Origin of the sequence: Cloacibacterium sp. TD35, from assembly GCF_028864635.1 — a bacterium.
Taxonomy (GTDB): Bacteria; Bacteroidota; Bacteroidia; order Flavobacteriales; family Weeksellaceae; genus Cloacibacterium.
Window position 1 is genome coordinate 498,597 of the sequence record NZ_CP104850.1, and the last position, 15,731, is coordinate 514,327.

Sequence of the window (15,731 nt, forward strand, 5' to 3'; positions counted from 1 at the left end):
AAGTTCTAAAAAACAAGAGTCATGAAACATAGAACACCCGTACTTGTAAACATAGTAGCAATATTATTTATCTTAGTATTTTTATTCTACATGTTTATACAAAATACCTCTTTCTTATCTTCTCCTTATTTCTGGGGAACTATAGTAATTGGTATTGTTTTAGCATACATTTTCAATGCAATCGGTGCATTAGCTGAAAACGAAAGATTCAAGCAAATGACAGATGCAGAAAAAGCAACTTTCTTAAAAGAAAAAGAAATTCCATTCTTCAAAAGATTATATGACAGTGGTTTCAAAAAACAATCAGATGTTGAAGAAAAAGACATCCTTATTGACCACGGTTTTGATGGCATCAAAGAATTAGATAATCAATTACCAAAATGGTGGTTAGGCTTATTCTATTTTGGCGTAATTTATGCAGTAGTTTATTTAATTGCCTACTCAGTTTCAGATTTTGCTCACCCAGACAAAGAATATGAAGCAGAGCACAAACAGCAATTAGCAGATATCGCAGCTTATGACGCAGTTACTCCTAAAGCGACTATCGAAACGGCAAAATATATTGCAGATAATATTGCAGAAGGAGAACAAATCTTCAAAACCAACTGTGTATCATGTCACAGTGAAGGTGGAAAAGGAGGAATTGGACCAAACTTAACAGATGATTTCTGGATCAATCAACCAGAAAAAACATTATTCAAAAATGTATTCCACATGGTTGAAAATGGTAGTCCAAACAATCCTGCAATGCAAGCTTTCGGTAAAAATGGAGTTCTTAACGGCAACGACATCGAAAAAGTAGCTGCATACATCTACCACATTAACCAAGAAATGCCAGATGCTGCTGGTGGAGCTGCTCCACAAGGAACCAAGGCAAATTGGGAAAAATAAATTTAAAAAATTATATTTGTTATAAAAGAAAATATGAAAAGTTAGTTTTTATAATAAATAACATACAAAAATGGCTAATAAAGAAGAACAATTTGGCGCTGGTCAAGTAATTCATGCAGAAACCTTCAGAGATTCTGTATCAACTATAGAACAATCAGGTTCTAGAAAATGGGTATATCCTAAAAAACCAAAAGGGAAATTTACCAATTACAGAGATATTGTCACGTTCATTTTATTAGCCATTTTCTTTATTACTCCATTTCTTAAAATAAATGGAAATGCAATGCTCAAAATAAATATTATCGATAGAGAATTTTTTATTTTCGGGCAACCATTCTATCCGCAAGACTTCTTTATTCTTGCATTAGGAGCAATTACTTCTCTTGTTTTCATTATTCTTTTTACCGCAATCTTCGGAAGAATTTTCTGTGGATGGATTTGTCCACAAACTATTTTTATGGAAGGGGTTTTCCGTAAAATAGAATTTTGGATTGAAGGAGATAGAAACAAACAAATTAGATTAGCCAGTCAACCTTGGAATGCAGAAAAAATCTGGAAAAAAGGATTGAAATGGTCTGTTTATGTAGTCATTTCTCTTATCATTACGCATTGGATGTTCATGTACATCGTAGGTGTAGAAGACACGCTAAAAATCATGAAAGGCGGTCCTGTAGAATACCCTACTAATTTCATTGTAATGGTAATTTTCACTGGATTATTTTACTTCGTTTTTGCTTGGTTCAGAGAGCAAGTTTGTACACTTGTTTGTCCTTATGGCAGATTACAAGGTGTATTGATTGACAAAGAAACCGTAAACGTTTTCTACGATTATAAAAGAGGAGAAAACAGAGCAAAATGGAGAAAGGGTGAAGACAGAAAAGCTGCAGGAAAAGGAGATTGTATCGATTGTAATCAGTGCGTAGTCGTTTGTCCTACTGGTATTGATATTAGAAATGGTCAACAGTTAGAATGCATCAACTGTACTATGTGTATTGATGCTTGTGATGAAGTAATGATCAAAACAGGTTTACCTACAGGTCTTATTCGTTACGCTACAGAAGACGAAATCGAAAAAGAAGAAAAATTCAAATTTACTAATAGAATGAAAGCATACTCGCTTGTTCTATTAGCATTAGTAGGTATTTTAGGCTATTTATTAAACAACAGAGGTGGTTTAGAAGCTAAATTCATCAAACCAGCGGGAAGTTCTTTCTATGTGAAAGACGGAAAAATTAATAATACCTACAATTACACCTTCCTAAACAAAACTAATGATGATAAACTTGTTACCATAAAAGTAATTGAACCAAAACATGGTGAAGTTATTTTCAGTGGAAACAGTACTATCGCTCTAAAACGTGACAAAATCACCAAAGGAACTGTAAATGTAAGTTTCCCTGAAAAAGAAGTGAACCAACCAAAATTAATTGTTACTTTTGGCGTTTATGATTCTAAAGGAAAACTTTTAGACACTTTCGAAACCAATTTTGAAGGTCCATTTAAGTTACAATTCTAATTTTTTAAAAAATATTTTTAATGAAATTCACTTGGGGACATGGTATAGTAGTCGCTTTAGGACTTTTTATATCCTTTATTTTGTATTTAATTTTCATTTTTCCAATTGGTAAACAGAATTCTGAGTTGGTTACCGAAAATTATTATGAAGACGAATTATCTTATGAAAAAGTGATCATCGCTAAAAAAAATGCGGCAAACTTAACTGCAAAACCTCAATATGCACAGTTGCCTTACGGAATTAGAATTGCTTTCCCTAAAGATATCAACAATGAAAATGCTAAAATAGAGTACTATTTATACAGAACCAATGACAAAACCCAAGACAAAACAGGTTCTGTACAACTAGATACTGATAATAGCTTTTTAATCCCTAAGAATTTTATGATTCCTGGTTCATATACACTAAAAGTTTTGTGGACCAAAGATGGAAAAGATTACCAAGTAGATTATGACGTAGAATGGAAATAACTCTTATTTTAGCGGCACTAGGTTTAGGTTTTGCAAGCGGATTCCACTGTATAGGAATGTGCGGTCCCATTGCGCTTTCGCTAGGATTGTCTAAAAAACAACAAGTTAATTTCCATCTTCAAAATCTTACTTATCAATTCGGCAGAATTCTCACTTATTCTATTTTAGGAGCCATTGTAGGAATTGTAGGCGAAGGTTTTCAGCTCGCAGGAATTCAGCAATACATCAGCATTTTTGCAGGAGTTTTATTAATGGTTATGGCACTTTTCTCTTTCGGAGGAGATTTTGCCTCAAAAATTCCAGCCATTAATAATGCTTTGCTCAAAGTTAAAATCAATCTCGGAAAATTTTTACAAAAATCTGATTATTCCTCTCGATTTTTAACAGGATTATTAAACGGACTTCTTCCTTGTGGAATGGTTTATATGGCACTTACTGCCAGTTTAGCAGCAGGCGGAATTTGGCAAAGTGCAAGTTTTATGGCTATTTTTGGTTTGGGAACATTTCCGTTCATGTTTGCCACTGTTCTTTTCGGAAATCTAATTAACACGGCTCTTAGAAACAAAATTCTTAAGATTGTACCAATTGTTATGCTCATTTTAGGCGGTTTATTCATTCTAAGAGGTCTAGAATTAGGAATCCCATACATATCTCCTAAAAAGGAAGCTTTGAAGGTAGAGAAGAAAATGAACTCAGAGAAAACTTCAGACGAAAACTGCCATTAAAATATAGAATATTAACGACTTTATCATAAAAACAAAAACCACCGAAATTTCGGTGGTTTTTTTATGTTAAAAATATTTCTAATTAAAATTTTAATCAATCATTTCAAATCTAGCGTATTCCGCTACTTTTTTCGGTAACTTAATTCCGCCTTCTACTTGATTGTTTTCTAACAGAGCAGCCATAATTCTAGGCAAAGCCATTGCAGAACCGTTTAATGTATGTGCTAGTTGTGTTTTTCCGTCACCTTTGAATCTGCATTTTAAACGATTCGCTTGGAAGGTTTCAAAATTAGAAACAGAAGAAACTTCTAACCATTTTTCTTGCGCAGCACTCCAAACTTCGAAATCATAAGTCATCGCAGAAGTGAAACCTTGGTCGCCTCCACACAATCTTAAAATTCTGAATGGCAATTCTAAATCTTCTAAAATAGATTTTACATGCGCTACCATTTCTTCAAGAGCTGCATATGAATTTTCTGGCTTTTCAATTCTTACAATTTCTACTTTTTCGAATTGGTGTAATCTGTTTAAACCACGAACATGAGCACCATAACTACCCGCTTCTCTTCTATAACATTGTGAAAAAGCAGTGTTCTTAATTGGCAAATCTTTTTCGTCTAAAATAACATCTCTGTAAATATTCGTTACGGGAACTTCTGCAGTTGGAATTAAATATAAATCATCAATTCCTACGTGATACATTTGGCCTTCTTTGTCAGGCAACTGTCCTGTTCCATAACCAGAAGCTTCATTCACAACATGAGGCGGATTAACTTCTAAATAACCAGCGTCTGTATTTTTATCTAAGAAATATTGAACCAAAGCTCTTTGTAATCTCGCTCCTTTTCCTAAGTAAACTGGGAAACCTGCACCTGCAATTTTTACGCCTAATTCAAAATCAATTAAACTATATTTCTTTGCCAATTCCCAATGCGGAATAGCACCTTCTCCCAAGCCGTGAACTTCGTGAGATTGATAAACGATTTCGTTATCATCAGCAGAAACACCAGCTTTAACTAAGTGATAAGGAATATTTGGAATTTGATATAAAATATTAAGCAACGCGGTTTCTATTTCCGAAAGTTTTGTGGTAAGTTCTTTGGAAGACTCTTTGTATTGAGCCGTTTTAGATTTAGCAGCTTCGGCTTCTTCTTTTTTTCCTTCTTTCATTAAAATTCCTATCTCTCTAGAAATTTTATTGATTTCAGCCAATTGCGAGTCTAATTCTTGTTGTGTTTTTTTACGTTCGTCATCTAATTGGATAGCTTCATCTACCAACTCTAATTGCTTAAAATTTCTTTTTTTAAGACCTTCTAAAACGCGTTCTTTTTCTTCGCGCAAAAAACTTACTTGTAACATCTTATTTGGTTTGAGATTTAAGATTTGAGTCTGAAATAAAACTCAAATTTTAATGATTTATGCAAATTTACGGAATTATTTTACGATATGAATGATGTTTGGCTGTCCTTCCACTTTAGAAAACGAAAGTTTATTATTATACCAAACTTTGGAGACTTGAAACAAGTTAGGAGACCAACTGTACTCTACTTTTACTGTGTCTACATCTGTTACCGTTTCTTTATTTACTATTTTAGAAAGATTGATGTAAAAATCAGATTGATACGTTTTTTGACTTGCCGAAATAGAATCCTTTAAAATTCTAACCGCACCAGTTGCATAATCTACATAAGCAATCGTGTCTTGGTCTTTTTTCACGGAAATTCCTGTAATATCTTGCAAAGCTCTATCCGCATTTAAATCCTGAGCTCTCACTGCGGTAAAACCTCCAGGAATATTGGTATTGAGCAAATCTTTTCCAGCAGAGTTTTTGATGTAAATATTAAGAACTTGGTCTATTTTCTGCAAGTCACTTTCATCTTCTCCTCTACAAGAGCTAAGAAAAATTAAAATTCCTAAAATAATTAATCTGCTGAACTTCATATTGCAAAGATAATTTTTCTAACCTAATTTTTTAAAATACTTCCAGAAAAAAAACATGCCTAGAAATCCTGAAAAACTCATCGCTAAAAAAACACTGATTCCCATTCCTAAGATTTGTAATTTTGGAACTAAAAGATAAGCAGAAATCGCCAAAACAATCAATGAAAATATAGAAATAACTGTGTTTTTCTTCATTTCTCCAACTGCAGAAAGTAGATTACCAAATAAATTTCTGAACAAGATATTCATTAAAAATGTCACTACTAAAATTTGAAACACTTGGATTTCATTGGCATATTGAGCCGAGAAAAATATCGTTAAAATTTCTTTGGCAAAGAAAAATGATATTCCAAAAATAACCAAACAAATCGGAATGAAAATCTTATAGTAATTTGAAATATAATCTTTTACAAAGGATTGATTATGAGCGTTTTTAGCGATTTTAGGAAAATCTGCTTGTAACATAGACAATGCCAAAAAGGTAAGATTGGAAGGTAAAATTATTGCTACTTTATAATCTGCTACCGCATTTTCGTTTAATAAAAATCCCAAAAGTAAGATATCTAAAGAAAACAGAAAATCTGATAAAAAAGCAGTAAAAACAGCATGAAACGAATAACTCCAAAGTTCTTTTTTTTGAAATTTTATTCTCTGAAAGTTTAGAATTTTATATTTAAAAAACCAGAACAAAGATAAAAATGGCGCAAGTGAAATAGCCAATAAATATCCTTTTAATCCGAAAAAGTAAGTTAAAATAATAATTAAAATCAGTCCAAAAACATTGACCACATTATTCACTCGAGCAAAGTTCTTGTTATCATGATACACCCTAAAGTAAGACTGTATATGATTGAAAAAATAAAAACCAATCAGCCGAATGGTGAAAAATATAAAAATCAGCAAAACATTACCATATTGCTTAACGAAAAAAATGCTTGAAAGGATAAAAAGAGCAGAAAGAATTAACTGATACAAAAATCCTTGAAGAAAAAAATGCTGGTGAAGTTTTTCTTTTTCTTCTGTTTGCTCTGCAGTGGCTCCGAATCTTAAAAATCCTTGCGCAGAACCAAATCCACTAAAAGTAGCAAAAACCGCAAAAACAGAAGCCACAATTGTCATCATTCCAAAATCACTTTGCGAAAGCAATCTTACCACCGCAATAGACGAAATAAGTCCACAGACTTTTGCAATCAATAGTGAAAAAAAAACGTATTGACCTTTATTTTTAAAAAAATTCTGCAAAAATTCTTGAAGGCTCTTCATTTATGACAAATAATATTTAAAAATAGCGAGAATATTCACCGCTGAAGATTTTGAAAAAAAATCTTTACGATGATATAATTCTTGAATATCTTTTTGAAGTTCTTTATAACCGTCTAAAAACCAAATATTTGACTGAAAATAATCGTTATAATAAGATTGAATTTTTGGATTTGAATCAAAATAAAATTGATAAGGATACATGCTTATTTTATATTCCTTTCCGAAAATTTTATTGTAAAAAACATTTACCAATCTTTTTTTAAAATGATCTCCAAGAGTCGTTTTCCAATGAGCATTGGGGTTCATCATGGTTCGTTCCCATTTGAAAAGAGTTGCCTCTTTACAATGTTCTTTAATCCATTCTAAGTAAAAACGATGGTTAAATTTCCATTTTTCTGGCAAACTTATAGCAAAACTCATAAAATCTTTTGTCATAAAAGGAGAAGTCTGATACGAGAACTGCTGGAATACTTGCCCTCCAAAAACGGCCCTGTTAAAAGCGATATTCCTGAGATAAAAAAGCTCTTCTCTCTCATATTGAGATTTTATTTTTTCTAGATTTTCAGAGACTTTTGGTAAAAAATGACTATTAACTACTATTTTCTTGTTGGTAGGTTTTTGTACATCGGGAACCGTATTAAAACCACCTAAAACACCATCACCAACTTGTCCAGAGTGAATTAATCCAAAGTTATCACCAACCATATTTTGCATCGCATAATCAGCATGAATAGCTCCTGTGTATAAAACCATTCCTTCTGAAATAGAAACCATTTTATCTATGTTTTTCAAGAAAATTCCGCCATCTAATGGAACAAAATCATAATCAAAATTAAATTTTTCAGCGATTTTCCTAGAAATGGTTTCGTCTAAATAATTGCTCTGCGAAAAACAAAAAACTTTATTGGGATTTAGCTGCAATTTTTCCGCATATAAAACGGCAACTCTACTGTCTAAACCTCCACTTAAAAGAGAAAAATGATTTTTGCCTAGTTCATCATCTTTTTCATATTCTAACGCAATCGATTTTGAAAAAATTTCGTCAATGGTATCAATTGCTTCATTTTTGCTTCCTAAAAATCTCTCTGCTTCTACATTAAAATATTGCTCTTCTTTTATAGATAAATTTTCTGCATCAACTTTTATATAAGATGCATCATAAATTTTAAAAATATTCTTTATTGGTGTTTTATTTTCAATAATATTGGTAAAAGCCAGCATTTGGTAAATACTTTCTACATCAATTTGGAATTGAATATTATTGGATTTTAAATTCTCCACAATATTTTTAATAGAGGTGTCAATGAGAATTAAATCCTTTGAACGATAATAAAAGACCTTTTGTGTAGAAGTGACATTGGTAAACGCGAACACTGTTTTTTCACTTTTATCTATAATGAACCCTGAAAATTCACCTTCTAAAAGTGCAAAAAAATGTTGTTTTTTTTGCTTGAATAAATCAAGAACTAAGTCATTAAAATTTGATGAGGCAAATTCCTGGCAAAGTGATTTTTTATTGAGAATTACCCCTTCTATAGCGATGAGAAAACGTTCATCTTCTATAATCACATTATCAAATAACCCTTCTTGAAATCTACAAAAAGATTCTATTTCTCCATTGAAAATTCTAACCGAAAACCCTTTTCTCATGATAAAACTTGATTATAAATTTCAGAAAATTTTTCGGCGATTACTTGCTTAGAATAATTTTCTTCTACAAATTTTCTTGCATTTTCAGGGGTTTCAAATTCTACTTTCTTGTCCAAAACATTTTTCATAGCATGGAATAAAGAACCTGTATCATTTTTGGCTATTAAAACGCCTCTATTTCCACTTAACAATTCTGGAATACCGCCAACGTTCGTAGCAATAACAGGAATCCCAGAAGCTAAACTTTCTAAAATCACACAAGGTTGATTTTCATAATCACTGAAAAGTACAAAACAATTCGCTGTTTTCATTTTCTCTGAAACATGTTCTAAACTAAGCATCCCAAAAGTTTTGATATAATCTTCTGCCTTGTTCTCATGGATAATTTCTTGTAAAGGCTTCAAATCGCCATCACCGCCAATTTGTAATTCAAAATGGGGATTTATTTGATGTAAATCTATTGCTGCTTTGATAATTTTTTTAGGATTTTTAAGAGCAATTAGATTAGAAATATGTAAAAAAGTGAAGTTTTCAGATTCTTTACACTTAGGCGAAAACAAATCTGTATCTACCACATTTCCGACTACTTTCATAGGAGTAGTGATTCCTAATTTTCGCAAACCTGAAATTAAATTTTCGGTGACAGGAAGAATGAAAGATGCTTTTTCTGCTATTTTCTTTGCTAAAAAGCGAGCAGATTTAGAACTTTTAGCATGATTCTGTTCTTGAAAAATTGACCAATGTTCTGAAATCACAAACGGAATTCCGTATTTTCTTTTTAGTGATACTGCAAAAAACATATTATTATGAAGAACATTCCCATGAACCAAATCTGGTTTTTGCATTTTTTTGAAACCCAATTGATAGGCTTTCATTCTTCTCAAAAAATTCTGCAGTGGATTTTTGGAATTCTTGTAATATACAATCAGCGTTCTGATTCCATTGATAACTTGATCATCAAAAACGAATTTCTCTTTTTGGTTAAAATCGCCAATCGCATGAAGAACTCCCACATCATGAAGCAAAGAAACAGCTTCTGCATGACGCTGTACAAAGTTTCCATTCGTAGGTTCTAATTGATTAGGAAACCAAGACGAAATGAAGAGAATTTTATGTCGTGTATGATTGCTCAAGCAGATTGTTTTATACAAATTTAAAGAAAACTTTCTAGGAAATAGATTTTGACTAAAGTCAAATTGTAGCTTGAAATAAAAAAGCCGGGATAAAAAACCCGACTTTTTAAAATTTATTTAATAAAACCAGCCCAACTTCGCTTGAATGGAAGTAAAAAGTCTGATAAATAATTTACGTAAGTATCTTTAGAAAAATCAAAAACTTCTACATCTTCAGAGATTTCTCCGTTTCTAACAGCAGCTCTGAATTCGGACAATTTCATGGTTTTCACTTCTTCATTTTCTCTATAGCAAGCTTTCATTCTATCAAAAATCCCTAACTGATATTCTGCTTCTATTTCTCTCATAAATCCGTTTAGAGAATCCATAGAACAGCCAGAGGCTTCTACTTTTTCTTCATCTACTGTAATGATGATAAATTGCTTGTAGTCTATTTTAAAAGATGACGTCAATAATTTTCCATGTGCATTCCAAGTAGGAAGAAAATCATACAATTTCTCAGTAATTTCCTTTACTTCTTTAGCGGTTAATGCTCTGGAAGCGGGATAAATAATGACTCTGAAATCATTGGTCTCTACTATGGTTGATTCTTCTATTTTCATAAAATTGTTGGATGTTAGATGTTGGGTGATGGATGACATCAAGCATCCATCTTCCAGCAATATTTCTACAAATCTTCTGCTTCTGCAATCAGTTCTACAATATCTTTTACTTCTACTTCTTCATTTTTGTTGAAGTGTTTTACACCATCTGTCATCATGGTGTTACAGAAAGGGCAACCCGTTGCTACTACTTTTGGATTAAGTGCAAGTGCTTCTTCTGTTCTTTCGATATTGATGTCTTTATTGCCTTTTTCTGGTTCTTTAAACATTTGTGCACCTCCAGCTCCACAACATAAACCGTTGGTTTTACAACGCTTCATTTCTACCAATTCTGCATCTAATTTTTCTAAAAGAACTCTTGGTGCTTCGTATTCATCATTCGCTCTTCCTAGATAACATGGATCGTGGAATGTAATTTTTTTACCTTTGAAGGCGCCTCCTTCTATTTTCAGTCTTCCTTGTTCCATCAATTGTTGAAGCAATTGTGTATGGTGCATTACTTCGTAATTACCTCCTAAACTAGGATATTCATTTTTTAAAGTATTGAAACAATGCGGACAAGCCGTTACGATTTTCTTTACTTCGTAAGCGTTTAAAACCTCTATGTTCGTTAATGCCATCATCTGGAAAATAAATTCATTTCCAGCTCTTTTTGCAGGGTCTCCAGTACAAGATTCTTCTTGACCAAGAACTGCAAATTCTACTCCTACTTTATTTAAAATTTTAGCAAATGCTTTAGTAATTTTTTTGGCTCTGTCATCAAAACTTCCTGCACAACCTACCCAAAAAAGAACTTCTGGAGATTTTCCTTCGGCAGCATATTCTGCCATTGTTTTTATATGTAAATCCATTTTTATAATGTGTTAATGTGAAAATTGAGGTAATGAGATAATTTTAAAAGAAATAAAGTACTATCTCATCATCAAATTATCTAATTTTCGTTTGCCCAATTTAATCTGTCTGCTTGGTTGTATTGCCAAGGTGCAGCGTTATTTTCAATATTAGTCATCATCATATTCAATTCTTGTGGTGCAGCAGATTGTTCCATAACCAGGAATCTACGCATTTCTACAATAATTGAAAGCGGATCAATTAATACCGGACAAGCTTCTACACAAGCATTACAACTTGTACATGCCCATAATTCTTCTTTGGTAATGTAATCGTTTAAGAGTTTTTTACCATCATCTACAAATTTTCCGTTTTTATTGATGTTTTTACCTACTTCTTCTACTCTGTCTCTGGTAGACATCATAATTTTTCTAGGAGAAAGTTTTCTACCTGTAATATTTGCCGGACAAACAGCAGTACATCTACCACATTCTGTACAAGAATATGCATTCAATAATTGCACTTGATTTAAATCAAAAATATCTTCAGCGCCAAATTTAGCTGGAGGTTCTGCTCCTTCTGGTTGTGCTGCATAAGGATCTGCATTAGGATCCATCATTAATTTGATTTCTTGAGTTACAGATTCTAAATTATTGAATTTTCCTTTTTTCTCAAGATTAGCATACCAAGTATTCGGGAATGCAAAAATGATGTGAAGGTGTTTAGAATAATATAAATAGTTCATGAAGAACAAAATTCCTACAAAGTGGAACCACCAAGCTCCTCTTTCTATGAAATGTAAAAACCCATCACTAAACCCGAAAGATTGAAAAATCGGTGCAATAAGGTTAGATGAAACTGGGAAACTTCCGTGTGCTGCTAAAGCGCCACTTTGCTGAAGCAACCAATCTGCTGCATTCATTTTGAAAAAAGCCATCATTAAGCAGAGTTCTATCACCAAAATCCAGTTGGCATCATTTTTTGGCCAACCTTTTAGGTCAATAGAAGATAATCTCGGGATTTTAAGACCATTTCTTCTGATGAAGAAAGCTACTACAGCAATCACTACTAATGCAGCTAAAACTTCTAATGTAGCAGTGAAAATTCCGTAAAGTGTATCTCCAAAAATTGAAGCTAAGAAACGGTGCGTTCCGAAAATTCCATCTACGATGATTTCAATCAATTCGATGTTGATGATTACAAAACCTACGTAAACAATCATGTGCAAGAAAGCTGCAACTGGACGTTTTTTCATTTTGCTTTGCCCTAGAGCTACGGTTGCCATCGTTTTCCATCTTTCTGAAGGGTTATCAGAACGATTGATTTCTCTTCCTAGTTTTATATTTCGGTAAATTTCTTTTAAACTTTTAAAAAAAAGACCGAAACCAGCAATGAGTAAAACAAGGAATAAAATATTGTCTAAATATTGCATAGTTATTTTTTTCTCTTTTTCAAAAATACGTTAATTATTTCTTACCAAAAACAGAAATATTTATGTATCGCTTAGGATTTTCTTTCAGGTCTAAAATTAGATTGTTTAGGTTCTCTGAAGTTTTATTGAGATTATTGTATAATTCTTCATCTTTAGCTAGTTTACCAAGGCTTCCTTCTCCGTTATTAATGCCAGAAATCACTTGATTGAGTTTGTTAGAAACTTCAGAAAGTCTTTCTACTGTTTGATTAAGTTGCTTAGTATCAATATTTTCTGCTACTTTGCCATATTTTTCTACTGCAGCATTTGCAGAAATCATGGTTTTATTGGTATTATCTAAAACATTCTCTATTCTACCTTGGCTAGAAGCAAGTAATTTATTGGTTTGGTCTGATGTATTTTTAAAAGAAGCAACGGTTTGGTTAAGACTCGCTAAAAGGAGTTTGATTTCTCTTCTATTTTGTTCATCTACTATTTGATTGGTTGCAGCTACTGTAGAATCTAGTTTAGCTAGAACACTTTGCACTTGATCTTTTACTGGACCTACTTGTGATGACAAACTTGCCATAAGAGAAGATTGAAAAGAACCTCTTAAGGTATCTCCATTTTTGGCAAAGGGCGCTTTATCATAAACCAAATGAATTCTCGCTTGTTTACCAGACATAATTCCTGGTTCGAAAATTTCTACTGTTGAGTTTTTAGAAAAACTGAATTTTTTGTCCACGAGTACTTTAACTACAAAATAAATGGTTCCGTCTTTAGTGGTTTGTGGAAGGATTTTATCTACCTGCCCCACTTTTAACCCATTAATAGAAACAGGGTTAGACTGCTCTAGACCATCTACATTATCAAATTTTGCATAATAAGTATTATCTGAAGTAAAGAAACTTTTCCCCTTCATAAACTGGAAAAGAATAACGAATCCTACAATAGCCAAAATTGCTATCAAACCTGCTTTTATCTCTTTAGTGTATTTCACAATTTTATGAATTTTTAATCAGCAAATATACTACTTTTTGAAGTAATGGTGGTTTCAATATTGCTGCATGTTGTTATAAAAAAAGCGACTTTTCCTAGAAAAAGTCGCTTTTTAAAATTTATTAAGAAGAATTATTGTGCTTGAGAAGCTTTATCCCAAACCTCTATTCTGTAGTCTTCTATCTTAGCATTGTCTTGTAAACTCTTCATTAGTGACTGGCTAAACATTTGAGCACCTTGCTGTTGCATTGCTTGCATGATTTGTTTAGCATCTCCTGGTTGTTTGTTTAAAGTAACCGCTTTTTGAGCTACTACAAAAACACCTGTAGCACCTTCTACTGGTTTAGAAGTTTTACCTTTTTGTACACCAAATGCAGCTCCTGCAACTTTAGCTTCCATAGCGCCTCCTACAAACGGAGAGAATAAACTTACTTGTGCAGACTGCTTAGTCGTACCAAATAACTTAGCTACCGCATCTAAAGTAGTCGCTTTGCTTGCAGTAATTTTTTCAGTAATTTTTTTCGCTAATAATTGGTTTCTTACAATCGGTTCTAACTGTTCTCTTACAGATTCTGGATCTGCAATTCCTGCTTCTTGAATACCGTTTAGATAAAATACGATGTAATCTCCATTACCTGTAGTTCTAATATCTACATCTCCTTTTTTTCTTTCTTTGTTAAATGCCCAAGCTAAGATTTCTTCATCTTTATCTGTGCCTAATCCTTGAATCTGACCTTGGAATCTTTTTATAGATTTTGGATTTTGGAAATTGAAGTTTTTCTTTTTCGCAGCGTTTGCAAAATCATTGAAAGATTTTCCTTGAACAGACTGAATGAAAGTATTGGCTTCTGTATATACTCTATTTTCTGTTTCTTTAGATGCTCTGATGTCTTTTGCTAAGTTTGCAATTTTGTAAACTGGCATTTTGTTTTCGTTTACAATGATATGATAACCGAAATCTGTTTCTACTACTCCTACAGCTCCTTTAGGATTTCCTTTAACCCAATCTCCGAAAGGCTTAGCGTAGTTATTATCATTATCTAAAATCCAATTTAAAATCCCACCTCTTTGAGCCGCTCCAGGCTCATCAGACATTTGCAGATACTCATTGAATTTTAATGGGTCAGCTTTTACTATTGCTCCAATGCTGTCTGCTAATTTTTTAGCTTCTTCTTTAGTTCTGGTTTGCTTTTCATCTGCTCTCATTGCACCTTTGTACGCAAATAAAATGTGTTTAGGCATCGTAGCATTGCTCTTTCCTACTAATTTAGTTACGTAATACTTGTCCCCAGACTTATAAGGTCCAAAGAATTGCCCTACAGATGCCCCTTTTACGAAAGCTTGCGCTTCTTGAGGAACTTCTTGATCAGAAACAAATGAATATTTAATTTGTGCTTCAGAATTTAATTCTACGAACATAGAATCGTTCGGAGTATTCTTGAAACTTTCTAGACCACTTCCATTATCTACACCTTCGTTATAAAGTTTGTTGATTTCTTTAAGTGCTAAAGCATCATCTGCAGCACTTGGTTTTGCTGGGAAATATACTATACCTAAATTTCTAGATGCTTCAGATTTAAACATCACAGGATGTTTTTTAATATAGTTCGCTAAATCTGCAGTAGTCACTTTCACTGGATTTTTAGCAGCAAAAGCAGCATAATCTACTTTTACAAAGTCTATATCAGCTACCTGGTCTCTTTGCTTCATTAGTTCAGCAGCTTCTTTTTTATTGGCAGTAACACCCGTAGTTACGTTTGCAAAAAGCTGTCTAGCCATCATTCTGTATTCTATGGCTTTTTTAGCTTTCAACCATTCGTTATATTGGTTTACATCTCCACTATTTTTAAGTTCTTCAATTTGCTTTTTAATTTCAGCAATTTTGAAGTTTCCTTTTTCGTCAAAATTTTGAGGATTGCTTTCTTTCGAAAACATTGGGTCAAATTGCAATTGATTCCAGAAAATCTCATCTGTAATTTTTAACCCCATTTTATCAAACTGTTGTTCGATTAATTTAGACTGTACCAAAATTTGCCAAGCTTGTTCTTCTAAGCCTTGCTGTGGTTGCCCTTGAGATTGTTGTTGTAGTAAACTTAACTGGTCATTAAATTCATCACGAGTGATTTCTACACCATTTACCTTTCCTAGAATATTTGGGTTTTTACCAAACATTTTTTCAAAACTATCAGGATTTACTAAAAAGGCGATTAAGCCTACTGCAACCATTCCTAATAATAGCCAAGGTCTCTTTCTTATTGAAGCTGTAATTGACATTTTATATATAAGTATTTAAAATCAG

14 protein-coding genes are annotated in these 15,731 nt (G+C 32.7%); 4 read left to right on the top strand and 10 right to left on the bottom strand.

Annotated features, from left to right (window positions below; all coding sequences use genetic code 11):
* Positions 1-21 precede the first annotated feature (21 nt).
* The 4 genes from N7277_RS02185 (at position 22) to N7277_RS02200 (ending at position 3,602) form a co-directional block, all read left to right on the top strand.
* Positions 22-891 (top strand): cbb3-type cytochrome c oxidase N-terminal domain-containing protein, encoded by an 870-nt coding sequence (locus tag N7277_RS02185; RefSeq protein WP_274780127.1) that lies wholly within the window; start codon positions 22-24, stop codon positions 889-891.
* 70 nt (positions 892-961) lie between these two features.
* Positions 962-2,407 (top strand): cytochrome c oxidase accessory protein CcoG, encoded by a 1,446-nt coding sequence (ccoG, locus tag N7277_RS02190; protein WP_274780128.1) that lies wholly within the window; start codon positions 962-964, stop codon positions 2,405-2,407.
* Positions 2,408-2,427: 20 nt separating this feature from the next.
* Positions 2,428-2,877 (top strand): FixH family protein, encoded by a 450-nt coding sequence (locus N7277_RS02195; protein WP_446715119.1) that lies wholly within the window; start codon positions 2,428-2,430, stop codon positions 2,875-2,877.
* Positions 2,868-3,602 carry a sulfite exporter TauE/SafE family protein gene (locus tag N7277_RS02200; protein ID WP_274780129.1) on the top strand — a complete coding sequence of 245 codons (735 nt, stop codon included), beginning with the start codon at positions 2,868-2,870 and terminating at the stop codon, positions 3,600-3,602. Before N7277_RS02195 ends, N7277_RS02200 begins: the two co-directional genes overlap by 10 nt.
* A gap of 90 nt (positions 3,603-3,692) precedes the next feature.
* On the opposite strand, the gene serS is transcribed toward N7277_RS02200, so the two are convergent.
* The 10 genes from serS to N7277_RS02250 form a co-directional block, all read right to left on the bottom strand.
* Positions 3,693-4,961 carry a serine--tRNA ligase gene (gene serS / locus N7277_RS02205; protein WP_274780130.1) on the bottom strand — a complete coding sequence of 423 codons (1,269 nt, stop codon included), beginning with the start codon at positions 4,959-4,961 and terminating at the stop codon, positions 3,693-3,695.
* 75 nt (positions 4,962-5,036) lie between these two features.
* On the bottom strand, positions 5,037-5,543 hold the full coding sequence (locus N7277_RS02210) for a hypothetical protein (protein ID WP_274780131.1): 507 nt from the start codon (positions 5,541-5,543) through the stop codon (positions 5,037-5,039).
* An 18-nt stretch (positions 5,544-5,561) separates the two neighbouring features.
* The gene (locus tag N7277_RS02215) at positions 5,562-6,806 is read right to left on the bottom strand and encodes an oligosaccharide flippase family protein (RefSeq protein WP_274780132.1); all 1,245 of its coding nucleotides are present in this window, start codon (positions 6,804-6,806) and stop codon (positions 5,562-5,564) included.
* Complete coding sequence (locus N7277_RS02220) at positions 6,807-8,456, bottom strand: asparagine synthase-related protein (RefSeq protein WP_274780133.1); 1,650 nt, start codon at positions 8,454-8,456, stop codon at positions 6,807-6,809.
* Entirely contained in the window at positions 8,453-9,589 is a 1,137-nt protein-coding gene (locus N7277_RS02225) for a glycosyltransferase (RefSeq protein WP_274780134.1), read from the bottom strand. Before N7277_RS02225 ends, N7277_RS02220 begins: the two co-directional genes overlap by 4 nt.
* 113 nt (positions 9,590-9,702) lie before the next feature.
* Complete coding sequence (locus tag N7277_RS02230; protein ID WP_274780135.1) at positions 9,703-10,191, bottom strand: hypothetical protein; 489 nt, start codon at positions 10,189-10,191, stop codon at positions 9,703-9,705.
* A gap of 65 nt (positions 10,192-10,256) precedes the next feature.
* On the bottom strand, positions 10,257-11,042 hold the full coding sequence (locus N7277_RS02235; protein WP_274780136.1) for a (Fe-S)-binding protein: 786 nt from the start codon (positions 11,040-11,042) through the stop codon (positions 10,257-10,259).
* Between the two features lie 80 nt (positions 11,043-11,122).
* Positions 11,123-12,454 carry a (Fe-S)-binding protein gene (locus N7277_RS02240; RefSeq protein ID WP_274780137.1) on the bottom strand — a complete coding sequence of 444 codons (1,332 nt, stop codon included), beginning with the start codon at positions 12,452-12,454 and terminating at the stop codon, positions 11,123-11,125.
* 34 nt (positions 12,455-12,488) lie between these two features.
* Positions 12,489-13,433, bottom strand: coding sequence for an MlaD family protein (locus tag N7277_RS02245; protein WP_274780138.1), 945 nt, complete (start codon positions 13,431-13,433; stop codon positions 12,489-12,491).
* A 131-nt stretch (positions 13,434-13,564) separates the two neighbouring features.
* Entirely contained in the window at positions 13,565-15,706 is a 2,142-nt protein-coding gene (locus N7277_RS02250) for a peptidylprolyl isomerase (RefSeq protein WP_274780139.1), read from the bottom strand.
* Positions 15,707-15,731: the final 25 nt, after the last annotated feature.